Below are 22,530 nucleotides of genomic sequence, written 5' to 3' on the forward strand. Positions count from 1 at the left end.
GAAGGGCACGTCAATACGGTTGTTGAAAGTTCTTTCTGTGAATTGCAAGCCTCTTGCTGTAAGCCTTTCGGCGGCGGTACGGTCGCGCGGGGTCGGACCCAACAGAGCCGCCATCGCTAGGAGTTCACACCGGTGATACATGTCAGACGGGTCGCGGCCGTCGCCGTCGCCGCCCTCGCCGCCGCGCTCGTGCAGCCCCTCGCCGCACACGCCGCCGCGCCTCCCGCACCGCCCTCCGACGCGAAGCTCGCCGCCGAGCCCGCCCGGCACGACGACACCCGCGAGCAGTTCTACTTCGTCATGCCGGACCGTTTCGCCAACGGCGACACCGGCAACGACAAGGGCGGCCTCACCGGCTCCCGCCTCTCCACCGGCTACGACCCCACCGACAAGGGCTTCTACCAGGGCGGTGACCTCAAGGGCCTGACCAAGCGGCTCGACTACATCAAGGGGCTCGGCACCACCGCCCTCTGGATGGCCCCGATCTTCAAGAACAAGCCCGTGCAGGGCACGGGCAGCAACGCCTCGGCCGGCTACCACGGTTACTGGATCACCGACTTCACCCAGGTCGACCCGCACTTCGGGACCAACAAGGACCTGGAGACCCTGATCTCCAAGGCGCACGCCAAGGGGATGAAGGTCTTCTTCGACGTCATCACCAACCACACCGCCGACGTCGTCGACTACGAGGAGAAGTCGTACGACTACCTCTCCAAGGGTGCCTTCCCCTACCTGACCAAGGACGGGCAGCCCTTCGACGACGCGGACTACGCGGACGGGAAGAAGAAGTTCCCGGCCGTCTCCGCCGCCTCCTTCCCGCGCACGCCCACCGTGACCAGCCGGTCGAAGGTGCCGTCCTGGCTCAACGACCCGACGATGTACCACAACCGGGGCGACTCCACGTTCGCCGGCGAGTCCGCCACCTCCGGCGACTTCTCCGGCCTCGACGACCTGTGGACCGAGCGTCCCGAGGTCGTCAGCGGGATGGAGAAGATCTACGAACGGTGGGTGCGGGACTACGACATCGACGGCTTCCGGATCGACACCGTGAAGAACGTCAACATGGAGTTCTGGACCCAGTGGGCGACCGCGCTCGACAAGTACGCGGCCCGGCACGGCCGCAAGAACTTCTTCATGTTCGGCGAGACCTACTCCGCCGACACCTCGGTCACCTCCCCGTACGTCACCCAGGGGCGGTTGGACGCGACCCTCGACTTCCCCTTCCAGGACGCGGCCCGCGCCTACGCCTCCCAGGGCGGCAGCGCGCAGAAGCTCGCCTCGCTCTTCGGCGACGACTACAAGTACACGACCGACAAGGCCAACGCCTACGAGCAGGTCACCTTCCTCGGCAACCACGACATGGGCCGGATCGGGTACTTCCTGGAGCAGGACAACCCGAAGGCCACCGACGCCCAACTGCTGGCCAAGGACCGGCTCGCCAACGAGCTGATGTTCCTCAGCCGGGGCAACCCGGTCGTCTACTACGGCGACGAGCAGGGCTTCACCGGCTCGGGCGGGGACAAGGACGCCCGGCAGACGATGTTCGCGTCGAAGGTCGCCGACTACCTCGACGACGACGAGATCGGCACCGACCGGACCGCCGCGAGCGACGCCTATGACACCAGTGCGCCGCTCTACCGGCAGATCAGTGCTCTCTCCAAGCTGCGCGCGGCCAACCCGGCCCTCGCCGACGGCGTGCAGACCGAGCGCTACGCGGCCGACGGCGCCGGCGTCTACGCGTTCACCCGGACGGACGCGAAGACCGGCCAGGAGTACGTCGTCGCCTTCAACAACGCCGAGGCGCCGAAGACCGCTGCCTTCACCACCGGCTCCGCCGACCAGCGCTACCGCGCGATCTACGGCACGGACAGCACCCTGACCTCCGACGGCGCGGACCGGCTGACCGTCACCGTCCCGGCCGGATCCGCCGTCGTCTACAAGGCCACCGGCCCCCTCGCCAAGCCCGCCACCGGCCCGGAGATCACCCTCGCCGCCCCGGCCGCCGGCGCCACCGGCACCGTCGACCTCACCGCGAACGTCACCGGCGGTCAGCTCGACCGGGTCGTCTTCGCCGCCCAGGTCGGCAACGGCAGGTGGACCACCCTCGGCTCCGCCGACCACGCCCCCTACAAGGTCACCCAGACCCTCGCCGAGGACGTCCCGGCCGGCACCGCCCTGCGCTACAAGGCGGTCGTCGTCGACTCGGCGGGCCACCGCGCCGCCGCCACGGCCGAGAGCACCTCCGGCACCCCGCCCGCCCCCGAGACCCCCACCGCCTCCTCCCGCGACTACGCGATCGTCCACTACCAGCGCACCGACGGCGACTACGCCGACTGGGGCCTGTACGCCTGGGGCGACATCGCCGACGGCGAGGCGACCACCTGGCCCGCCGGTCACCCGTTCGTCGGCCGCGACGCGTACGGCGCCTTCGCCTACGTCAAACTGAAATCCGGTGCCTCGAACGTCGGCTTCCTCGTCGTCGACAAGGACGGCAACAAGGACGTCTCCGCCGACCGCTCCATCGACGTCACCAGGACGGGCGAGGTCTGGATCGAGCAGGGGAAGGCGGACGTCCTGACGAAGCGACCCGAGTACCCCGCCCAGGACACCACCAAGGCGGTCATCCACTACCACCGCGCCGACGGGAACTACGACGGCTGGGGTCTGCACGTCTGGACGGGCGCCGCGAACCCCACCGACTGGTCGAGCCCCCTGAAGCCGGTGCGGACCGACGCCTATGGCGCGGTCTTCGAGGTACCGCTCACCGAGGGTGCCACCAGCCTCAGCTACATCATCCACAACGGTGACGAGAAGGATCTCCCCACCGACCAGTCCCTGGACCTCAAGGCCGGCGGCTACGAGGTGTGGCTGTTGAACGGCCAGGAGAAGTACCTGCTCCCGCAGCCCGCCGGGAGCGCGGCCGCCCTCGACCTGACCACCTCCAAGGCGATCTGGATCGACCGGGACACCGTCGCCTGGGACGGCGTCGACGGTGCCGCCTCCACCCAGCTCCTCTACTCCCACGACGGTTCGATCGCCGTCGCGGACGGGACGCTGACGAGCGACGACGAGCGGTGGCTGCGGCTGACGAAGACCACGCTCACCGACGCCCAGAAGGCCAGGTTCCCGTACCTGAAGGACTACACGGCCTGGTCGGTCGATCCACGCGACCGGGGCCGGGTTCGCGACGCACTGGACGGGCAGCTCGTCGCCTCCCAGCGGGCCGCGAACGGCGCGGTGCTGGCCGCGACCGGCGTCCAGATCGCCGGGGTCCTCGACGACGTGTACGCCAAGGCGACCACGGCGGGTCTCGGTCCGGTCTTCCACGACGGGAAGCCGACCCTCTCCGTCTGGGCGCCGACCGCACAGAGCGTGGGCCTCGAACTCGGCGGCTCCACCGTGGCCATGAAGCGGAACCCCGCCACCGGCGTCTGGTCCGTCACCGGACCCGGGTCCTGGAAGAACAAGCCCTACCGGTACGTCGTGAAGGTCTGGGCGCCCAGCGTCCGGAAGCTGGTCACCAACAAGGTCACCGACCCCTACTCGGTCGCCCTGACCGCGAACTCCGAGCGCAGTCTCGTCGTCGACCTGGACGACAGGTCGCTGGCCCCGGGCGGCTGGTCGACCTACACCAAGCCCAAGGCCGTGCCGCTGAAGGACGCCCAGATCCAGGAACTGCACGTCCGGGACTACTCGGTGGCGGACTCCACGGTCCCGGCCGCCGACCGGGGCACGTACCTGGCCTTCACCGACAAGGGCAGCGACGGCTCGAAGCACCTGCGCGAACTCGCCAAGTCCGGGACGTCGTACGTCCATCTCCTGCCGGCCTTCGACTTCGCCACCGTGCCCGAGAAGAAGGCCGACCAGGCCGGCCCCGGCTGCGACCTCGCCTCCTACCCGGCCGACTCCGACCAGCAGCAGGAGTGCGTGGCCGCGACCGCCGCCAAGGACGCCTACAACTGGGGTTACGACCCCTACCACTTCACGGTCCCCGAGGGGTCGTACGCCACCGATCCCGACGGCACCGCCCGCACGGTCCAGTTCCGGCGGATGGTCAAGTCGCTGAACCAGGACGGCCTGCGGGTCGTCATGGACGTCGTCTACAACCACACCGCGGCGAGCGGACAGGCGGACACGTCCGTCCTCGACAAGATCGTGCCCGGCTACTACCAGCGGCTGCTCGCCGACGGCTCGGTCGCGAACAGCACCTGCTGCGCCAACACCGCGCCCGAGAACGCCATGATGGGCAAGCTGGTGGTCGACTCGATCGTCACCTGGGCCAAGGAGTACAAGGTCGACGGCTTCCGCTTCGACCTGATGGGCCACCACCCGAAGGCCAACATCCTGGCGGTCAGGAAGGCCCTGGACGCGCTGACCCCGAAGAAGGACGGCGTCGACGGCAAGAAGATCATCCTCTACGGCGAGGGCTGGAACTTCGGCGAGGTCGCCGACGACGCCCGGTTCGTGCAGGCCACCCAGGCCAACATGGCCGGCACCGGCATCGCCACCTTCTCCGACCGCGCCCGGGACGCCGTACGCGGCGGCAGCCCCTTCGACGAGGACCCCGGCGTCCAGGGCTTCGCGTCCGGGCTGTACACCGACCCCAACGCGTCCACGGCCAACGGCACTCCGGCCGAGCAGAAGGCCCGGCTGCTGCACTACCAGGACCTGATCAAGGTCGGCCTGAGCGGCAACCTCGCCAGGTACCGGTTCACCGACACCGACGGCAAGGAGGTCACCGGCGCCGAGGTCGACTACAACGGCTCGCCCGCCGGATACGCGGACGCGCCCGGCGACGCCCTCGCCTATGTCGACGCGCACGACAACGAGTCGCTGTTCGACGCGCTGACGTACAAGCTGCCGGCCACCACCAGCGCCGCCGACCGGGCCCGGATGCAGGTCCTGGCGATGGCCACGGCCGCCCTGTCACAGGGCCCGTCGCTCTCCCAGGCGGGCACGGACCTGCTCCGCTCCAAGTCCCTGGACCGCAACTCCTTCGACAGCGGCGACTGGTTCAACGCCATCCACTGGAACTGCTCCGACGGCAACGGCTTCGGGCGCGGGCTGCCCCCGGCCGCCGACAACGCGTCCAAGTGGCCCTACGCCAAGCCGTTGCTGAGTTCGGTGCGGGTCGGCTGCGCGGAGATCGACGGGACCTCGGCCGCCTACCGCGATCTGCTGAGAATCCGTACGACCGACAGCGTGTTCTCGCTGGACACAGCTGGACAGGTGCAGTCGAAGCTCTCGTTCCCACTGTCCGGGAAGGACGAGACGCCTGGCGTGATCACGATGGAACTCGGTGACCTCGTCGTCGTGTTCAACGCGACGCCGCTGCGGCAGGAGCAGCGGGTGGACGCGCTGGCCGGCACCGGTTACCGGCTGCACCCGGTACAGGCGGCGGGCGCCGATTCCGTCGTCAAGTCCGCATCGTACGACCGGGAAGCGGGTACGTTCATCGTTCCGGGACGCACCGTGGCGGTGTTCTCCCGAACCGCATGACATTCGCACTACTTTGGTGGGGCAGGCCCGGAACCGGGTGCTGCCCCACCGGCGTTGTCCAGGGGCTGGTAAATGGACGTCAACGGCAACCTCACCGACACCACCGTGCTGATCGTGGACGACGAGGCCGCGAGCCGGTACGCGATGGGCACCGTGCTGCGCCGGGCCGGTCACGAGGTCGTCGCGGTCGGCCGCGGCCAGGAGGCGCTCAGCGAACTCGACGTACGGCTGCGCAAGGGCCGGCTGCCCGACGTGGCCCTCGTCGACGTGCACCTGCCGGACATGAGCGGCTTCGAGCTGTGCCGCCGGCTCAAGGAGCGGCCGCACATGGCCGGCCTGCCCGTGGTGCACTTCTCGGCGCTCTCCGCCGTCCCGGCGGACCGCTGCCCGGGACTGGAGACGGGCGCCGAGGCCTATCTGACGGTGCCCGCCGAACCGGAGGACATCGAGGCCGCGGTCCGGGCCGCGGTCCGCGCCGCCCGGCTGCGCGCCGACGACCAGGCGCTGGTGCGACGGCTCAGGCAGCTGTCGGAGACGATCGTCACCATCCAGTCGGCGCGCTCGCTGCAGGAACTGACCGATGCCACGGCGGACGGCGCCGCCCGGCTGCTCGGCTGCCCGGCCGCCGTCTTCGTCCTCGACCGGGACGGCGAGCTGTACCGCGGCCTGAGCCGGGAGCGCACCTCCCTGGCCCTGCCCGACGAGGGCGCCCACCGGGACGTCGCCGGGCTGCTGCGGCGGCTCACCCGGGGGCAGTGCGGGGTCCAGATCACCACCGTGCCGGCGCCGCTGTGGCCCACCGGGTTCTTCCGGCCCGGGGTGCAGCACGACGCCCGGCTGACGCTGGTCCTCACCCAGGACGGCAACGTGCCGGTCTGCCTGGCCACCCCAACCCGCGGCCGGCGCCGGGTCAGCCCCGAGAACGAGGCGCTGCTGGCCCAGCTGGCCCAGGCCACCGCGCTCGCCGCCGAGCCGCTGCTCATGTACCAGGTGGAGCGGCATGTCGCGCTCACCCTCCAGCACAGCTTCCTGCCCCGCCCGCACCAACTGCCCGAGCTGCCGGGCGTCGACATAGCGGTCCGTTACGAGCCCGCCTCCCAGGAGACCGAGATCGGCGGCGACTTCTACGCGGCCCTGCGGGTCGGCGACGGAGTGCTCACCGCGGTGGGGGACGTCGTCGGGCACTCGCTGGACGCGGCCACCGTCATGGTCGAACTGCGGCACGCGCTGCGCGCCTACTGCCTCGCGGAGAGCGACCCGGCCGTGCTCGCCGAACGGCTCGACCGGCTGCTCCAGCACTACCACGCCGAGGTCACGGCCACCGTCTGCCTGGCCCTGATCGATCCGCGGACCGGGCGCACCCGCATCGCCAACGCCGGTCACATCCCGCCGCTGATACTGGGTGACGACGGCAGCGCCGAGTACGTCAAGGCCTCCGGTCCGCTGCTCGGCGTGGGCCTGCCGCACCCGCCGCCCACCGAGCTGGTCCTCGAACCCACCGACCGGCTCCTCATGGTCACCGACGGCCTGATCGAGACCCGGGGCACCGACCTCACGGTCTCGATGGAACAACTCCGTGCCGCCGCCGTCGGCGCCCTGCCCGGCCTGGAGGCCCTCTGCGACACCCTCCTGGCCTGTTTCGGCCGGGATCGCGAGGACGACGTCGCCCTGCTGGCACTGAGCCTGGCGAACTAGGCTGGACCCCAGTTCCAGCCGACCAGGAGGGCCCATGCCGCAGATCACCGTCGACTACTCCGCCGCCGCGGACACCGTCTTCGACCGGGAGGGCTTCGCCAGGGCTCTGCACACCGCCGTCGTCGAGATCGCGGCCGCCAAGCCCGAGGCCTGCAAGACGCTGTTCCGCGCCGCCGACGACACCGCCTTCGGCCATGACGCCGAGGGTGCGCACGTCATCGTGCACGTGACCTTCGGCCTGCTGGCCGGCCGCACCGACGAGACGAAGGCGAAGCTGACCGAGACGACACTGGAACTGCTGCGGGAGCATCTGAAGCCGGAGGGGTTCGTGCTGCACGCGTCGGCTGAGGTCCGTGACCTGGACCCGTCGTACCGGAAGTACGAGGGCTGAACGCTTCGCTGTAAGCGCCGTGGTGTGCGGTCGTTCGGCTGCGGCGCCGTCGTGGCTGGTCGCGCAGTTCCCCGCGCCCCTCTGGGGCGCCACCGAACCGCACCCGACTTCGCTCAGCCCGCCAGCGCGAGCAGCCGGACGGCCAGGTCCGCGAACGGGCCGTCGCCCGGCTCGTCCTTGACCATCCGCTTCAGCAGCGCGCTCATCTCCTCGTCGTGGGCGGCACCGACGGCGGCCAGCGCCGCGAAGTCGTGGACGAGCTGGACCTCCAGCTCGGCGCGGGGGATGCGCCGGCCGTCCAGCCAGATCAGCGCGGTCGACTCGGCGAGGGAGATCCAGGAGCGGACGACCAGTTCCAGGCGGGCCGGCGCCTCGGTGACGTCGAGGTGCGCGAGGATCTGCTCGTAGGCGGCCTGCCGCACGGAGTCGATGAGCGCGTTGGTCGCGGACGAGCCAACCGCCGGGCCGCCGCGCATCAGCGCGGAGAAACCGGGCCCGTGTTCGTCGACGAAGTCGAAGAAGCGCCGCATCACCCGCAGCAGCCGCGCCCCGAGCGGGCCTTCCCGCGGCTCGGCGAAGCGCCCCGCGAGATCCTCCGAGGCACGCTTCAACGCGGCCTCGTACAGGCTGAGCTTGCCGGGGAAGTAGTGGTAGACGAGCGGCCGCGAGATGCCCGCGGCCGACGCTATCTCGTCTATCGAGACCTCGTCGGGCGATCGACGGCTGAACAGTTCGAGGGCGACGCCGATCAACTGCTGCCGCCGCTCCTCGACTCCCAATCTGCGGCGTACCCCGGTACTCATACGAACACCTTACCGATCGGATCCGGCCTCCAACGGACCTGACCCGGCGTGGGCGTTCACAGATCCAGCACAAGTCTCCCCCCGCGCGCCCGGGATACGCAGATCAGCATCGAGTCGGCACGCTCCGCGTCCGTCAGCAGCTCGTCCCGGTGCTCCACCTCCCCGGCCAGCACCCGCTGCCGGCAGGTCCCGCAGAACCCCTGGGCGCAGGAGTACGCGGTGTCGGGGAGTTCCGCCCGCACCGCGGCCAGCACGGTCGAGTCGGCCGGCACCGTCACCGTCCGCCCGCTGCGCCGCAGTTCCAGCTCGAACTCCTGGTTGCCCGCGCCACCGGTGTGCGGCGCGAAGCGTTCCAGCCGGACGGCGGGGAACCGCTCCTCCACGGCCGCCATCAGCCCCTGCGGACCGCAGCAGTACACCAGCGCGCCCTCGGGGACCGTCAGCGCGTCGAGGTCCGGCCGGCCGGCCTCGTCCTCCGCGACGACCGTGACCCGGTCGTCCCCGGCCAGTTCCGCCACGAACGGCATCGACGCCCGGCTCCGCCCGCAGTACAGCAGCCGCCACTCCACCCCCGCCGGCACGGCCCGCACCATCGACAGGATCGGGGTGATGCCGATGCCCCCGGCGACGAAGACATAGGCGTCGGCCCCGACGAGCGGGAAGCGGTTGCGCGGCCCGCGCACCTCCAGCTCCACGCCCGCGGCCAGCTGCTCGTGGACCTCCCGGGAACCGCCCCGCCCGTCCGTGACCAGCCGCGTGGCGATCGTGTACGACGAGGTGTCCGCCGGGTCCCCGCAGAGCGAGTACTGCCGGACCAGTCCCGACGGCAGCACCACGTCGAGATGCGCCCCCGGCTCCCAGCCCGGCAACCGCTCGCCTTCCAGGCGCAGTTGGACGACCCTGTCCGCGACCGTCTCGCGCGAGGCGACCCGCAGCCGCAGCGCCCGGGAGCGCGGCTGTCCGGAGGTCGGCGGGTCCAGGGCCGGCATCGGCCACAGCGGGGAGACCTCGATACGGCGTCTCATGGCCCGCTTGACGAGCAGCGCGGCGCCCGCGAGGGCGACGACGGTCCGCAGCCTCGGCATCACGCGGCCCCCTTCTCGGCGTGCTCCGCGGCCAGCGCGGCGGGGGAGGAGGCGAGGTAGGCGACCGCCTGGGCGGTGGAGCCCTCCTGGGAGGGGTGGTAGCCGCGGCTCAGGTACCTCGGTATGGACCGGAGCATGTCGCCGGTGGCGGGCAGGGTGCCGCGCCGGCCGGCGAGATAGAAGTCCTTCAGCCGGGCCCGGCCTTCGAGGAGCGTCGGGTCGTTCGCCATGAAGAAGCGGGCGCCGCGCTGCCACAGGAACACGATCGCCGTGAACGCCGTCGCCCAGGTCCGCACCCGCCGCCGGTAGCCGCCGTCGACGTGCTGGAACAGATCGAAGGCGACCGACCGGTGCTCGACCTCCTCGGCGCCGTGCCAGCGCAGCAGGTCCAGCATGGTCGGGTCGGCGCCGCGCCGGTCCAGTTCGTCGGCGTTGAGCACCCAGTCGCCGAGGAAGGCGGTGTAGTGCTCGATGGCCGCGATCAGCGCGACCCGTTCGAGCAGCCACCAGCGCCGCGCCCGGCCCGGCGGCAGCGTGCGGTCGCCGAGCAGCTTCTCGAAGAACCAGTCCACCTGCGCGGTGTACGGCGTCGGGTCGAGTCCCAGCTCCTTGAGGTGGGGCAGCACCTCGTCATGGGCCTGGGAGTGCATCGCCTCCTGCCCGATGAACCCGACGACGTCGGCACGCAGCCGCTCGTCGCGGATCAGGGGCAGCACCTGCTTGTAGACGTGCACGAACCAGCGCTCGCCGGCGGGCAGCAGCAGATGCAGCACGTTGATGGTGTGCGTGGCGAGCGGGTCGCCGGGCACCCAGTGCAGCGGGGTGTCCTGCCAGGCGAAGGACACGTTGCGGGCCGTGAGCGCGATGTGCTCGGACGCCACCGGTTGCGGCTGCTTGTTGGACATGGCGTCAATGTACTGACGGGTAGCCAGTGTGAGAAGACCTGCGGCGGAGCTTGTTTACGGAAGTGTCAGCAAGGCTCGGTGAGGGGGCCTCACCGCAGCCCGCTGATCCCGCTCCCGTCCTCCAGCGTCCCCGTCAGGTAGGCCTGCGCGCCCTGCTTCGCCCTGGCCGCCAGCAGCGTCCCCCGAGCCGACGCGGTGACCCCGCCGGTCGCCCGGATCGACGCCGTGTCACGGCTGCCCGCGGCCAGCAGGTACCACTGCCCGGCCCCGGACTTCCACAACACCCCGGCCAGCACGTGCGGATCACGCGGACCGCACGCCGTCACGTCGGACCCCTTCGCCGCCACCGCCCCGTACTGACTGCCCGGCGTCCGGAACTGGGCCAGCGACATCGTGCCGTCGCCCCGCCAGGTCTCCGCGCGCGTGCACACCCACGCCCCGGCGCCACCGGCGTCCGGCAGCGGCTGCTCGGCGAACGCCCAGGCGTTGACGCTGCGCACTCCGGCGGACCGTTCGGCGGACAGCGAGCAGGCGAACGGCGCCCAGTCGCGCAGCGCCTTCGCACCCGAGGCCTCGTCGGTGTACCCGGGCCGGCCCGAGGTGAGGCGGGCCGGCACCAGCTCGCCCAGGTCGGTCGAGAGGTGCACGCCCTGCGCGTCGGTCAGCTGGAGCGCGTTCCAGGACGTGCAGGCCCCCTGCTGGAGGGCGGGGCTGGCCAGCGGACCGGTCACCCCGTCGGTCAGGCCGAGGTCCATCGCCCCCGCGGTCGGCTTCACCAGGTCCCGCTCCGCCGCCCTGGTCACCCAGGGAGCCGTCAGATAGCGGACGTTGCCGTCGGAGCGGCCCAGCACCATCGCCTCCGCCTCGACGCCGGTCGCGCCGTCGACGCGGGCGAGGTCCAGGGCCGCGCCCTGGGTGCCGTCCTTCGGCTCGGCGTAACGGACGATGCGCAGACCGTCGTAGAAGATCACCACCCGGGCGCTGTCGACGACGCCCGCGTACAGCAGCTGGGGCGGGCCGGCCGGGCCGCCGGTCTGGGTGCCGGGGGTCGCCGAGACGCGGACGGTCTCGCCGGGCCGGGCCCAGACGGCGAGGGCGCGGCGCAGCAGCGCGGTGTCGCCGGTGAGGGCGCCACGTGCGGGCCAGGCGGAGAAGTCGGTGCGGGCGGCGGTCTTCCAGGCGGTGGACGGCGCCTTCGTCAGCTGGGCCGGGTCCAGGGCGGCCTGGGCGGCCGGGTTCTGCGCGTACACCGGCGCCGCCGCGCCGTCGGCGCCCCAGCCGCCGCCCGGCAGCGCGACCAGCGCCCCGCACACCGCGAGCGCCGCCGCGGCGGCCAGCGCGGCCTTGGTGTGCTGGCGGCGCCGCATCAGATCGGTGGGCCGGGCCTGCAGGGAACAGGGGTCGAACTCGGGGGAGTCGAGCAGCGGGTACTCGGCCGGCACGCCGTTCGCCTCGGCGAGCGCGTCGTCCGGGTGCTCCACCCCGGCGGTCCGGAGGACCTTGCGGACCTCGCCGTCGGGGAGCTGTTCGAGACCGCGCAGGGCATAGGCGGCGCGGGCCGGGCCGGACAGGGTGGCGAGGCGCTGGTCCAGGGCGAGTTCGTCGGCGCCGCCGGAGCGCGGGAAGAGCCTGAGGCCCCACACCTGGGGGAGCAGCGGCGGCAGCTGGGCCCGCTTGGGCCACGCGGTCAGCCTGAGCGGCAGGCCGGCCTCCAGCGCCGTACGCACCACTTCGAGGCGGACCAGGGCGTACCCGGGGTCGGTGTCCCGGCCGGTGGACTGGGCCGGGATCACCGGCGCCTGCTTACGGCCGCGCGGCAGCGCCCGCTGGACCAGGGAGTGCGCGGTCAGGACGCGGCGGCCCCGGGCCAGGCCCGGCGGCAGCACCAGGTAGGCGAGCCGGACCAGTCGTGGGTAGTGCTCGACGAGCGCGGCCTCGGCCTGCTCGACATCGACGGCCGGACCCAGGGCTCCGGCGGAGGCGGCTGCGTGACGCTGGGCTACATCCTGTGACTGCACGTCCTGGAGAACGAGCGAACCGTTGGTAGGTCACCGCCACCCGGGTGACCACGGCATCCTGGACCCCTGCTCGATTTGAGCGCCCCGCGCCCCACAGCCGTATCGAAGGGGAGGGCCCCGAAGGCATTCCCGGGGCCGGCAACGCGACCGGAGGAACAGATGAGGTTGACCCGACCGATGCTCGCCGTGGCCGGCGCGGCGGCCGTACTGGCGCTGGCGGGCTGTGGATCCGGTGACAGCAGCGCGGAGGCGAAGATCCCGGTGACCGCCACCGGCAGCCTGGAGAGCCTGGCCGCCAAGGTGAAGTGCACCCCGGACATGCAGATCGACTCCGACGAGGTCCGCCAGGCCATCTGCAAGACCGCGGCCGGCAAGTTCGTCTTCGCCACCTTCGCCACCGACCGCGGCCAGCGCGAGTGGATCAACGACGCCAAGGACTACGGCGGTTTCTACCTCGTCGGCCGCAAGTGGGTCGCCGTCGGCGACGACGTGGTGGTCAAGACGCTGCAGACCACGCTGGGCGGCGAGGAGGAGATCGGGACCGACCACAGCAAGCACACCGGCTGACGTCGTACGGACCCGCACACACACGAAGGCGGGCGGTGGGAGATTCCCACCGCCCGCCTTCGTGCTACCGGCTAGCCAGGGGTGTTGCTCACTGGCACCTGCGGCCGGAGTTGATGCAGTTGGCGATCTTCGCCGCCAGGTTGTTCTTGGTGACGCTGATGAAGTCGTCGTGGTCGGTCGACGGCTTGTGCAGCTGCTCCGGGAAACCGTCCACGGCGTAGGCGTTCTTGACCTGGCCGTTCTGGACGGTCGGCGGGGTGATCTTGTAGACCAGGCGCATCGTCAGCTGCGGAATGGCCTTGAAGCCGTTCCCGCAGACACCGCTCGCCGGGTCCGCGAAGGCCACGTGCGTACGGTGGTTGGCGCTGTCGATGTTGACGCCGTCCCAGCAGCTCTGGAAGGCGAACGTCCGGACCACGTTGCTGCCCTGCGGGCAGATCGGGTACTGCTCGGTCAGCTGGACCTTGTTCTCGAAGCCGGTGCAGCTCCAGTGCGCGTTGGCGTTGGCCAGACCGTTGGTCGTGGTCTTGGCGTCACCGGTGATGATGCGCAGGAACTGCGGCATCGCGACGACCTTGGCGGCCGGGCTGCCGACGTACTTGATCTCCGCCGACTGCGGGGTCAGGATCTTGCCGACGTTGCCTTCCTTGCCACCGCCGTCCGCGTTCTGGTCGAAGTCCTGCGAACCGTCCTGGACACGCACGACCGGCCAGTAGTACGACGACAGGTCGCTCTGGTTCTGGCAGGAGCTCGGCGCGGCCAGCATCGAGTCGTTGGTGGCGAACGCGTTGACCTTCTGGTTGCCGACGTAGTCGTGCAGGTGGTGCGCGCCGTTGGTCACGCCGGGCGCCACGATGACGTTGTCGGTGTTGTGGTTCTTGTTCGCGTTCACACCGCAGCGGGTGGTGAAGGTACCGGTCGAGGCGGTGCGCTGCTTCTGCGGCTTGGCCAGGACGTTCGGCGCGACCTTCGTGATGTCCACGAAGTCGGCCGCGACCGGGCCGTTGCCCGCCTGCCCGCCGATGTTGGCCGGGGCGCTGGCGCTGGCACTCGGGGCGGCCGTGGCCTGGCCGTTCCCGTTGTTCTGGCCGCCGTTGTTGTTGTTCTGACCACCGTTGTTGTTGCCCCCGCCGGCGGTGGTCTGGTTGGCGGTCTGCGTGGTGCAGGCGGCGAGCTGGGCCAGCGAGCTGTCGAACTGCCCGCCGACCCGGGTGATGTCGATCCGGATCCGGTCGATCGTGGCCGCCCGCTTCTCCTTCAGGGGGCCGACGATCGCGTTCTGTACGAAGTTCGCGTCGTTCGCCTGGGCCTGGCGCGTGGAGGCGAGACGGGCGTAGGCCTCGGTGATCTGCTTGTCGAGCTTCGCCAGTTCCGCCGCCACCCCCCACTTGGCCTTGGCGGGCACGTTCGTCAGCTTCTGGCCGACGTCCGGGCAGGAGATCGTCGCGACCGAGGCAGCGGCAGCCTTCGTGTAGTTCTGGGCTGAGTTGTTCGACTCGTGCGCCGAAGCGTTCATCTGTGCCCAGAGCAGCCCGCCCCCGCCGAGCGCTATGGCCGCCGATGCGGCTATGGCCTTGACGGCCAATGGCGAACGGCGCTTGCGTGTGTTGCGTCCCATGGAACTCCTCTGACTTCCTTGCGGGGCAGCATCGAGGCGCCCGACAGGAGTGAAGCGGCGTCCTTTCATACGCACCCCGCCTCAGACGTGTTCAGCTGCCTCACAAATTCATCAGAGATTTGTTACGCACTTGGGCCACAACTGCCGTTTGAGCAGGGCGATTTCTGGAAAATCAGCGGTCGCGGTCCAGATACGCGAGCACCGCCAGGACGCGCCGATTGTCATCGTCCGACACCTCGAGTCCCAGTTTGGTGAAGATGTTGGAGGTGTGTTTGGCGATGGCCCGTTCCGTGACGACGAGCTGAGCCGCGATCGCCGCGTTCGAACGGCCCTGCGCCATCAGCTCCAGCACCTCCAGCTCCCGCCGTGTCAAGCCCTCCAGGGGCCGGTCGCCGGCCCGCCGGGACAGCAACTGCTGGATCACCTGCGGATCCATGGCCGTACCGCCCGCCGCGACCCGCCGTACGGCGTCCACGAACTGCTCGGCGTCGAACACCCGGTCCTTCAGCAGATACCCCACCCCGCCGGTGCCGTCGGCCAGCAGCTCCCGCGCGTAGAGCTGCTCCACGTGCTGGGAGAGGACCAGCACCGGCAGCCCGGGCCGGTCCCGCCGCGCCCTGAGCGCGCACTGCAGCCCCTCGTCGGTGTGCGTGGGCGGCAGCCGTACGTCCACCACCGCCACGTCCGGCTCCGACTCGGCCAGCGCCCGGGTGAGTTCGGGACCGGTCTCGACGGCGGCCGCGATCTCGAAGCCGTAGGCCTCCAGCAGCCGGACCAGCCCGTCGCGGAGCAGGAACAGGTCTTCGGCTAGGACAACACGCACGGAATCTCCATGGTGACCATGGTGGGACCGCCCGCGGGGCTGCTGACGGCCAGGACGCCGTCGAATGTACCCAGCCGCCGCTCGACCCCGGCGAGTCCCGACCCGGCGCCGATCACCGCGCCGCCCCGGCCGTGGTCGGTGACCGAGATCCGCAGCATGCCGACGCCCTCCGGCACGTGATGCAGGTCCACCCAGATCCGGTCGGCGCCGGAGTGCTTGACCGCGTTGGTCAGCACCTCGCTCACCGCAAAGTACGCGGCCGACTCCACCGGCGCGTCCGCCCGGCCCGGCAGGTCCACGGTCACCTCCGTGGGCACCGGCAGCCGCAGCGCCAACGCCCTTACGGCATCGCCGAGTCCGCGCTCGGCCAGCACCGGCGGATGGATGCCCCGCACCAGGTCGCGCAGCTCGCCCAGGGCCTCCACGGACGCCTGCCGGGCCTGCGCGAGCAGTCGCTTCGCCTGCTCCGGATCCTTGTCGAGGAGCATCTCGATGGTGCCGAGGTCCATGCCCATGGCCACCAGCCGGGCCTGCGCCCCGTCGTGCAGATCCCGCTCGATCCGCCGCAGCTCGGCCGCCGAGGTGTCCACCGCGTCCTTCCGGGTCTCGGTCAACACCCGCACCCGCTCGAGGAGTTCACCCTGCCCCGGTTCGAGGACGGCACGGGTGAGCTTGAAGTGGACGGTCAGCGCGGCGGGGGCGTAGCGGGAGGCGGCGACGAGGATGACGGCGCCGAGTCCGGCGGCGGCGAACGCGGTGGCCTGGCCGGTGACCGGCACGAAGCCGTACCAGTACGGGCCGTACTTCCCGTACGGGCCGCCCGTCATGGTCCGCCACAGTCCCGCCGCCAGCGCGAACCCCTCGAAGGGATAGAACACGAGCACCGCCGGCAGCAGCGCGGTCACGAACCCGGCCGTCATGTCCACCAGCAGCCACAGCACGTCCCGCCGCACCTGCGGGTCCCGCAGCATGCCGATGGTGCGCGTCCAGGGGTTGGCGTCCGGCGGCAGAGGCCGGTACGCCGACGGGATCCGCACCCCGCACCACTCGTACGCGAGCCGCCGCCGCACGTCCGCCACCTCCCGGACAGCGCCCAGGATCCGGGGCGTGGTGACGATACCGACGCCGATCGGGATCAGCGCTACGGAGACCGCCGTCAGGACAAAGCAGAGGATCGAGATCGCCGGCATCACCAGCGCCAGCACCAGCCCCCGCACGGCGGCCAGCAGCACCTCACGCGCCCTGCCGCGGAAGCCACCGCTGTACGTGTTCGTCGTCATGCGGCCAGTCTCTCCGACCACCTCTGCACGGGTCACTGGCCCGAACCCCCGTGTGAGGAGGTGGTGCTGAGTACACCCCGGGACCGCGGCGCCCCGACAGGGGCGCGGGGAACCGCGCGATCAACCGCCGCCGGCCCGCAGACCGATCACGCCCCTCCGGTCGAAAGGCCAAGCACCCTCGCCTCGACAGCCGGGTCCAGCCCCACCGCCGTACGGTCCGGCCTCATCGGCGCCTCCCCATCGATCCCCCGGAGCCACCCCCACGTATCCGCCACCGTCTCCGAGGCCGAACGGCACACCAGCCCCGTACCCACCGCCCTCGCCGCATCCATCCGATGCACCGCGTCGTGCAACTCGCTCCCCGGCGGTACCCACACCGGCAGCTGCACCCACGGCTCGATCCCGGCGGCGAGGATCACCTCGGGGTCGGTCCAGCGGAGCTCCGCGGCCGAGCCCGTGACCCGGCGGCAAGCCTCCAGCAGCTCGCCCATCGTGGTGTGCCCGGGCGGCCCGACCAGGTTGTACGGCCCGGACAGCCCCCGCTCGACCGCGCCCAGGGTCCACTCGGCGAGATCACGGGCGTCCACGAACTGGACGGCCAGGTCGTGCGGGCCCGGTGCCAGCACCGGGCCGCCCCGGGCGATCCGGCGCAGCCACCACGGCAGCCGGCCGACGTTCTCGTACGGCCCGAGGATCAGCCCGGCCCGCACCAGCACCGAGCCGTCCGCGCCGAAGGACTCCACGGCGGCCAGCTCACCGCCCCGCTTGTCCTGCGGGTACGCGGTCCGGTCGGCGTCGGCCGCGGCCCCCGTCACCAGCGCCGTGTCCTCGGTGAAACCGGCCGGGCGCGGCCAGTCGTACACCGAGCAGCTCGACACGTACGCGTACCGTCCGGCGCGGTCCCGCAGCAGCCGTGCCGTCTCCCGGACGGCGCGGGGCGCGGCCGACCAGGTGTCGACGACCGCGTCCCATTCGGTGCCGTCGGCGAGCGCGGCGAGGCCGTCGGGCGCGGTGCGGTCGCCGTGCAGCGACCGTACGCCCGCCGGGGGCCGGTGCCGTCCCCGGTGGAAGACGGTCACCTCCCAGCCGCGTCCCAGCGCCGCCGCCACGACGGCCCGCCCCACGAACTCCGTACCACCCAGCACGAGAAGTCTCATGCAGGTGATCGTGCCCGGAAGGGGCGCCGGACGGAACGGGACTCTGCCGAGGGCAGAGCGGCTCGTCAGCGGCCGGTCGGCGGGGTGTACTTGTAGCCGACCCGGCGGACCGTCTGGATCGCCTTGCGGTGCTCCGCGCCGAGCTTGCGGCGCAGCCGGGCGACATGGACGTCGACCGTGCGGCCGTCGCCGACGTGGCCGTAGCCCCAGACCGTGGTGACCAGCTGGTCGCGGGTGTGCACCCGGTTGGGGTGCGCGACCAGATGGGCGAGGAGCTCGAACTCCAGGTAGGTGAGGTCGAGTTCACGTCCGTCGACCTGGGCGGTGCGCTGCACGGAGTCGACGGTGACGAGCGGCCGGGTACCGGACGCGGCGCTCGCGGCGGTCGCCGTGGTCGCCCCCGGTTCGTCGGCCGGCTGCTGCGGGTCCGGCACCGCGACCGGCAGGAACGGCGGCCGCTGGTCCGCCGGGACCAGCACCAGGTAGCCGATCATCGGCGGCTGGCCCGGCAGGGTGGGCACGGTGTGCTGCGGGGCGGGCAGCCAAGTGGCCCCCGGCGGCAGGAAGTCCGCCATGTCCACCACCTCGTCCCGGTCGACGGCACGCAGCCGGTGCCGGGAGGCCGAGGAGGCGGCGAGGGCGGAGGCGGGGGAGAGAGAACGAGTGGTCGCCATGAGACGTCAGCTCTTTCGCGCGAGGAGTTCGTCGGTCGGGACGACGGCCGCGATTCGTGGTCGGGCGCGCCGGGGACGTACTGCGTTCCGCGCTGGCCGAAGGCCGGGGTGTACGGCTTTAGAGGGCCCGCGCGTTCATCGCGCGGCAACACACCCGGTCGAAGTCGTGGTGCTGACGGGAAGGCCAGAAGGGCTCGAGGTCATGGCGACCCGTCGCGCTGCACTTCTGGTAGCTGGCCATGCGCCCATTGAAGCAGACACAGCCCGGAAACAGGACCCTTCTCTCACTGCTTGGACGCCTCCCTGGCGGGATCCTGACGCTGCCCGCCTTGTCCCACCAGGCATTTGTGCCAGGTCAACGAGGTGAGCTCGATCGCCCTGTCCGGATTGCCGTCCCACACTGCGGACAGCCCGTCGGCGGTGAGGACGGCGACCACCTCGTCGATGTCCACGCGCCCGCCCTGACACGCGCCACCGACAACGCCGCAGGGGCGTCCACCGTGACGGTGGACGCCCCTGCGGGGAGTGCGCGGATCAGACCTGGCCGGCCTTGTCCAGGGCGGTGCAGCAGGTGTCGACGATCAGCCGGGTCACCAGGTACGGGTCGACGTTGGCGTTCGGGCGGCGGTCCTCGATGTAGCCCTTGCCGTCCTTCTCGACCTGCCAGGGGATACGGACCGAGGCACCGCGGTTGGAGACGCCGTAGGAGTACTCGTTCCACGGGGCGGTCTCGTGCAGACCCGTCAGACGGTCGTCGATGCCGGCGCCGTAGTTCTTGACGTGGTCGAGCGGCTTGGAGCCCTCGCCGAGCGACTCGCACGCGGTGATGATCGCGTCGTAGCCCTCGCGCATCGCCTTGGTGGAGAAGTTGGTGTGCGCACCGGCGCCGTTCCAGTCGCCCTTGACCGGCTTGGGGTCGAGGGTGGCGGAGACGCCGAAGTCCTCGGCGGTGCGGTAGAGCAGCCAGCGGGCCACCCACAGGTGGTCGGAGACCTCCAGCGGGGAGACCGGGCCGACCTGGAACTCCCACTGGCCGGGCATGACCTCGGCGTTGATGCCGGAGATCGCCAGACCCGCCTTCAGGCAGTTGTCCAGGTGCGCCTCGACGATCTCGCGGCCGAAGATCTCGTCGGCGCCGACACCGCAGTAGTAGCCGCCCTGCGGGGCCGGGAAGCCGCCCTCGGGGAAGCCCAGCGGACGGGCGCCGTCGAAGAAGGTGTACTCCTGCTCGATGCCGAAGATGGGCTCCTGCGCGGCGAACTTCTCCGCGACCTCGGCCAGCGCGGCACGCGTGTTGGAGGAGTGCGGGGTGAAGTCGATGTCCAGGACCTCGCACAGGACGAGTACGTCGTCGCCGCCGCGGATCGGGTCCGGGCAGGTGAAGACCGGCTTCAGCACACGGTCCGAGGAGTGCCCCTCGGCCTGGTTCGTGGAGGACCCGTCGAAGCCCCAGATCGGCAGCGCGTCGAGACCGGCGGGGGCGCCCGCGATGATCTTCGTCTTCGAACGCAGCTTGGCCGTCGGCTCGGTGCCGTCGATCCAGATGTACTCAGCCTTGAAGGTCACGGGCCACATCCTTCGGGGTGGGTCGGGCGCACTTGCGGGTGCAGCGGCGCTACGGCACTGGGGCGCCTCGGTGTTGCCCGGCAGCCTGTCAACAGGCGATTTCCCGATCATTGCTCGAATGTGAACCCGGTGTTACCTGGCGGTTCTGTGGTGCGACTCACGTTGTGAGGCACGGGCGGGCGGGGTACGGAGCCCATTTCGGGCGCCGTACGCGGCCCTGCGCGGCGGCCGCCGGCTTTCCCTCCGTGAAAGCCGGCGGCCGAGCCACGGCCCGTCTCGTCGGTCAGCCGACCTTCTGGATCAGGGCCCGGCGGATCAGGAACTTGCCGGGTTCCCGGACCTGTTCGAAGGCGGCGTTGTTGAGCAGCACGCAACTGCCGGAGACCGAGGTGACCTTCACCGTCGTGGACTTGTTGTTGTCCAGGTTGGTGACCTTCAGCGTGGTTCCCGCCGGGAACTGGTTGCTGGAGGCGGCCGGGGCGCCGGCCTCGCCGGACAGCGTGACGGTCGAGCCGTTGCAGACCTGCTGGCCCGCGGTGGCGCCGCCTCCGGTGTTCCCGGTGGCCGCGCTCTTCGACGGCGCCGGCGTGGCGGCCTGCTGGCCGGTCTGGCCCGTCTGACCGGTCTGGCCCGTCTGCGCACCGCCCGCCGCCTGGGAGCCCTGAGCCGACTCCCCAACGACGCAACCGGACGCCTTCTGCTGGACCTTGATCTGCGCGATGACCGCTTCGCGGTTGGCGATCCGGGCCGACGACTGGGCGTCCGGGTTCGCCTTCTGGTCCGCGATGAACTTCTGGTTGTTGCCGAGGGCGGTGGCCAGCCCCGAGCAGACGGTCGAGTCCGCGGCCGAGGACAGCGTCTTCGCGTTCTGCGGGGTCTGCGCGGCGTTCGAGGTGGACGCCAGGACGAAGGCCCCGCCGCCGGCGACGGCTGCGGCGCCGACCAGCAGTGCGATCGACTTCTTGGCGCCGAGAGTTCTCCTACGCGACATGCGCGCCTCCTGAAGAGGGGTGGGGGAGCGTACGCCGCTATGTACGAGATGCCGAACGGAGTTACTCAGTGGTTACGGGAGCCACCTAAGTAACCTGCGTCACAATGGAGTTGAGGCCGGTTCACCTCTCGTCACCTCGTGCTCCTGGTCAGCGCTTCCTGTACGGCCTCGTCGGTGCGGGCGACGAGCGCGGTCCCGTCGTCCGCGGTGATGATCGGCCGCTGGATGAGCTTCGGGTGCTCGGCGAGCGCCGTGATCCAGCGGTCGCGCGCCGCCTCGTCCCGCGCCCACTCCCTCAGTCCCAGCTCCTTCGCCACGGCTTCCTGGGTGCGGGTGATGTCCCAGGGTTCGAGCCCGAGCCGTTCCAGTACGGCCCTGATCTCGTCCGCGCTCGGCACGTCCTCCAGATAGCGGCGGACGGTGTAGTCGGCCCCCTCGGCGTCGAGCAGGCCGATCGCGGTACGGCACTTCGAGCAGGCCGGGTTGATCCAGATCTCCATGCCGGACACGGTAGCCGCCGACTCTGCGGCGACCGGCGTTGTTCGAATTCATGCGACCCCATCCGCCCCATCCGGAACCCCTGAAACGGAACCCCAATTCCCTTCGCCACCTGCTGTTTTGACGGTCCGTTCCGGGCCCCCGATTGTCAGTGGGGGCCGGTACACTGGAAGCAGTGTTCGAGAGAGTCGCCGGGGTGTCCGGAGGCTCTCTGACCGCGACAGGAGGATGCCTGTGCCCGCTGCCGCACTGAAGCCGAAGCCGTTGCCGACCCAGTCCACCGCGAAGCGTGCCGTGCTGCTCGACTCGCCCTACGCGCCGGCGGAGAAGCGCCCGCTGCCGGCCGGGCGGCCACGCGAGTGGTACGTCACGCACAACCGCCGCCTCAAGGCCATGCGCCTCGCCATCGCCCTGCTCGACTCCGGCGTCTACGTGCCCAACCAGGCGCGTGACGAGACGATCCGGAGCACGGCGCAGAGCATCGGCGTCCATCCGCCGTCGGCCACCACGTGCCACATGGTGCGGGCCCTGATGCGGTATTCGCGGTGAACCGGTGGCGCCGGGTGCCGTGTGTCCGACACGGCACCCGGCGCCTTCGTCGCCGGGCCTCCCGCCCGCGCCCCGCGCCTTCCACCGGCGCCGGCCGCGCGACATGAAGGGCTCCGCCGAGATCGCCGCCATGGGCCCGAGGGGCCTGCGCGTCCACGCCGCCTGTGCGGCAGGACCCTGGCACGCGCCCACGCCCACGCCCACGCCGACCGGGCCACCACCGACCACGCGGTCCTCGGCACCGCCGACCACGCCGTCCTCGGCACCGCCGTCACCGCGGGCCTTGTGACGGCGGCACCGGGGGGCTGAGCCGGACCTGTCACTCATGCGGTCGCCCCCGAAAACGGGATGCACGCCGAGTGACCGGATCCCTACGCTGGAGACGCGTTCCGGAGCCGTCCACCACCGCTT

18 protein-coding genes are annotated in these 22,530 nt (G+C 71.2%); 5 read left to right on the forward strand and 13 right to left on the reverse strand.

Annotated features, from left to right (window positions below; all coding sequences use genetic code 11):
* Positions 1-132: 132 nt before the first annotated feature.
* The 3 genes from pulA (at position 133) to ABZ642_RS38565 (ending at position 7,585) form a co-directional block, all read left to right on the forward strand.
* On the forward strand, positions 133-5,499 hold the full coding sequence (gene pulA / locus ABZ642_RS38555; protein ID WP_360493622.1) for a pullulanase-type alpha-1,6-glucosidase: 5,367 nt from the start codon (positions 133-135) through the stop codon (positions 5,497-5,499).
* Between the two features lie 72 nt (positions 5,500-5,571).
* Positions 5,572-7,194, forward strand: coding sequence for a fused response regulator/phosphatase (locus tag ABZ642_RS38560; RefSeq protein ID WP_360493625.1), 1,623 nt, complete (start codon positions 5,572-5,574; stop codon positions 7,192-7,194).
* Between the two features lie 34 nt (positions 7,195-7,228).
* Entirely contained in the window at positions 7,229-7,585 is a 357-nt protein-coding gene (locus tag ABZ642_RS38565) for an isomerase (protein WP_360493628.1), read from the forward strand.
* 113 nt (positions 7,586-7,698) lie between these two features.
* Here the strand turns inward: ABZ642_RS38565 and ABZ642_RS38570 are convergent, their stop codons facing one another.
* From ABZ642_RS38570 to ABZ642_RS38585, 4 genes are all read right to left on the reverse strand, one after another.
* On the reverse strand, positions 7,699-8,388 hold the full coding sequence (locus ABZ642_RS38570; RefSeq protein ID WP_360493631.1) for a TetR/AcrR family transcriptional regulator: 690 nt from the start codon (positions 8,386-8,388) through the stop codon (positions 7,699-7,701).
* A gap of 56 nt (positions 8,389-8,444) precedes the next feature.
* Positions 8,445-9,473 (reverse strand): PDR/VanB family oxidoreductase, encoded by a 1,029-nt coding sequence (locus tag ABZ642_RS38575; RefSeq protein WP_360493634.1) that lies wholly within the window; start codon positions 9,471-9,473, stop codon positions 8,445-8,447.
* Entirely contained in the window at positions 9,473-10,378 is a 906-nt protein-coding gene (locus ABZ642_RS38580) for a metal-dependent hydrolase (protein ID WP_360493637.1), read from the reverse strand. Before ABZ642_RS38580 ends, ABZ642_RS38575 begins: the two co-directional genes overlap by 1 nt.
* Before the next feature lie 89 nt (positions 10,379-10,467).
* Entirely contained in the window at positions 10,468-12,396 is a 1,929-nt protein-coding gene (locus ABZ642_RS38585; RefSeq protein WP_360493640.1) for a hypothetical protein, read from the reverse strand.
* A gap of 159 nt (positions 12,397-12,555) precedes the next feature.
* On the opposite strand from ABZ642_RS38585, the gene ABZ642_RS38590 reads away from it, so the two are divergent.
* Complete coding sequence (locus tag ABZ642_RS38590; protein WP_360493642.1) at positions 12,556-12,963, forward strand: hypothetical protein; 408 nt, start codon at positions 12,556-12,558, stop codon at positions 12,961-12,963.
* An 88-nt stretch (positions 12,964-13,051) separates the two neighbouring features.
* Here the strand turns inward: ABZ642_RS38590 and ABZ642_RS38595 are convergent, their stop codons facing one another.
* The 9 genes from ABZ642_RS38595 to ABZ642_RS38635 all read right to left on the reverse strand — a co-directional run bounded on the left by ABZ642_RS38595 (position 13,052) and on the right by ABZ642_RS38635 (position 21,572).
* The gene (locus tag ABZ642_RS38595; RefSeq protein ID WP_360493645.1) at positions 13,052-14,581 is read right to left on the reverse strand and encodes a DUF1996 domain-containing protein; all 1,530 of its coding nucleotides are present in this window, start codon (positions 14,579-14,581) and stop codon (positions 13,052-13,054) included.
* A gap of 172 nt (positions 14,582-14,753) precedes the next feature.
* Positions 14,754-15,404, reverse strand: coding sequence for a response regulator transcription factor (locus tag ABZ642_RS38600; RefSeq protein ID WP_360493648.1), 651 nt, complete (start codon positions 15,402-15,404; stop codon positions 14,754-14,756).
* Positions 15,389-16,684: a sensor domain-containing protein gene (locus tag ABZ642_RS38605; RefSeq protein WP_360493651.1), complete on the reverse strand. Its 1,296-nt coding sequence runs from the start codon at positions 16,682-16,684 to the stop codon at positions 15,389-15,391. The genes ABZ642_RS38600 and ABZ642_RS38605 overlap by 16 nt, the downstream gene beginning before the upstream one ends.
* 146 nt (positions 16,685-16,830) lie before the next feature.
* Positions 16,831-17,841 carry an NAD-dependent epimerase/dehydratase family protein gene (locus ABZ642_RS38610; protein ID WP_360493654.1) on the reverse strand — a complete coding sequence of 337 codons (1,011 nt, stop codon included), beginning with the start codon at positions 17,839-17,841 and terminating at the stop codon, positions 16,831-16,833.
* A gap of 65 nt (positions 17,842-17,906) precedes the next feature.
* Positions 17,907-18,515: a winged helix-turn-helix domain-containing protein gene (locus tag ABZ642_RS38615; protein WP_360493656.1), complete on the reverse strand. Its 609-nt coding sequence runs from the start codon at positions 18,513-18,515 to the stop codon at positions 17,907-17,909.
* Positions 18,516-18,799: 284 nt separating this feature from the next.
* Positions 18,800-18,967, reverse strand: coding sequence for a hypothetical protein (locus tag ABZ642_RS38620; protein ID WP_360493659.1), 168 nt, complete (start codon positions 18,965-18,967; stop codon positions 18,800-18,802).
* 82 nt (positions 18,968-19,049) lie between these two features.
* Entirely contained in the window at positions 19,050-20,081 is a 1,032-nt protein-coding gene (gene glnII, locus ABZ642_RS38625; RefSeq protein WP_360493662.1) for a glutamine synthetase, read from the reverse strand.
* Between the two features lie 283 nt (positions 20,082-20,364).
* On the reverse strand, positions 20,365-21,072 hold the full coding sequence (locus ABZ642_RS38630) for a hypothetical protein (RefSeq protein ID WP_360493665.1): 708 nt from the start codon (positions 21,070-21,072) through the stop codon (positions 20,365-20,367).
* 131 nt (positions 21,073-21,203) lie between these two features.
* On the reverse strand, positions 21,204-21,572 hold the full coding sequence (locus tag ABZ642_RS38635) for an arsenate reductase family protein (RefSeq protein WP_360493668.1): 369 nt from the start codon (positions 21,570-21,572) through the stop codon (positions 21,204-21,206).
* Positions 21,573-21,804: 232 nt separating this feature from the next.
* On the opposite strand from ABZ642_RS38635, the gene ABZ642_RS38640 reads away from it, so the two are divergent.
* A complete protein-coding gene (locus tag ABZ642_RS38640) occupies positions 21,805-22,119 on the forward strand; it encodes a hypothetical protein (protein WP_360493671.1) in 315 nt (104 codons plus the stop codon).
* The last annotated feature ends 411 nt before the right edge of the window (positions 22,120-22,530 follow it).

Origin of the sequence: Streptomyces sp. NPDC007157, from assembly GCF_040634235.1 — a bacterium.
Lineage (GTDB): Bacteria > Actinomycetota > Actinomycetes > Streptomycetales > Streptomycetaceae > Streptomyces.

Excerpts from the sequence above, each read along its gene's own strand:
- ABZ642_RS38580 (WP_360493637.1), bottom strand. The coding sequence starts at position 10,378 with ATGTCCAACAAGCAGCCGCAACCGGTGGCGTCCGAGCACATCGCGCTC.
- ABZ642_RS38570 (WP_360493631.1), bottom strand. The coding sequence starts at position 8,388 with ATGAGTACCGGGGTACGCCGCAGATTGGGAGTCGAGGAGCGGCGGCAG.
- ABZ642_RS38615 (WP_360493656.1), bottom strand. The coding sequence starts at position 18,515 with ATGGCGACCACTCGTTCTCTCTCCCCCGCCTCCGCCCTCGCCGCCTCC.
- ABZ642_RS38610 (WP_360493654.1), bottom strand. The coding sequence starts at position 17,841 with ATGAGACTTCTCGTGCTGGGTGGTACGGAGTTCGTGGGGCGGGCCGTC.
- ABZ642_RS38590 (WP_360493642.1), top strand. The coding sequence starts at position 12,556 with ATGAGGTTGACCCGACCGATGCTCGCCGTGGCCGGCGCGGCGGCCGTA.
- ABZ642_RS38565 (WP_360493628.1), top strand. The coding sequence starts at position 7,229 with ATGCCGCAGATCACCGTCGACTACTCCGCCGCCGCGGACACCGTCTTC.
- ABZ642_RS38560 (WP_360493625.1), top strand. The coding sequence starts at position 5,572 with ATGGACGTCAACGGCAACCTCACCGACACCACCGTGCTGATCGTGGAC.
- ABZ642_RS38595 (WP_360493645.1), bottom strand. The coding sequence starts at position 14,581 with ATGGGACGCAACACACGCAAGCGCCGTTCGCCATTGGCCGTCAAGGCC.
- ABZ642_RS38575 (WP_360493634.1), bottom strand. The coding sequence starts at position 9,473 with ATGCCGAGGCTGCGGACCGTCGTCGCCCTCGCGGGCGCCGCGCTGCTC.
- ABZ642_RS38605 (WP_360493651.1), bottom strand. The coding sequence starts at position 16,684 with ATGACGACGAACACGTACAGCGGTGGCTTCCGCGGCAGGGCGCGTGAG.
- ABZ642_RS38630 (WP_360493665.1), bottom strand. The coding sequence starts at position 21,072 with ATGTCGCGTAGGAGAACTCTCGGCGCCAAGAAGTCGATCGCACTGCTG.
- ABZ642_RS38635 (WP_360493668.1), bottom strand. The coding sequence starts at position 21,572 with ATGGAGATCTGGATCAACCCGGCCTGCTCGAAGTGCCGTACCGCGATC.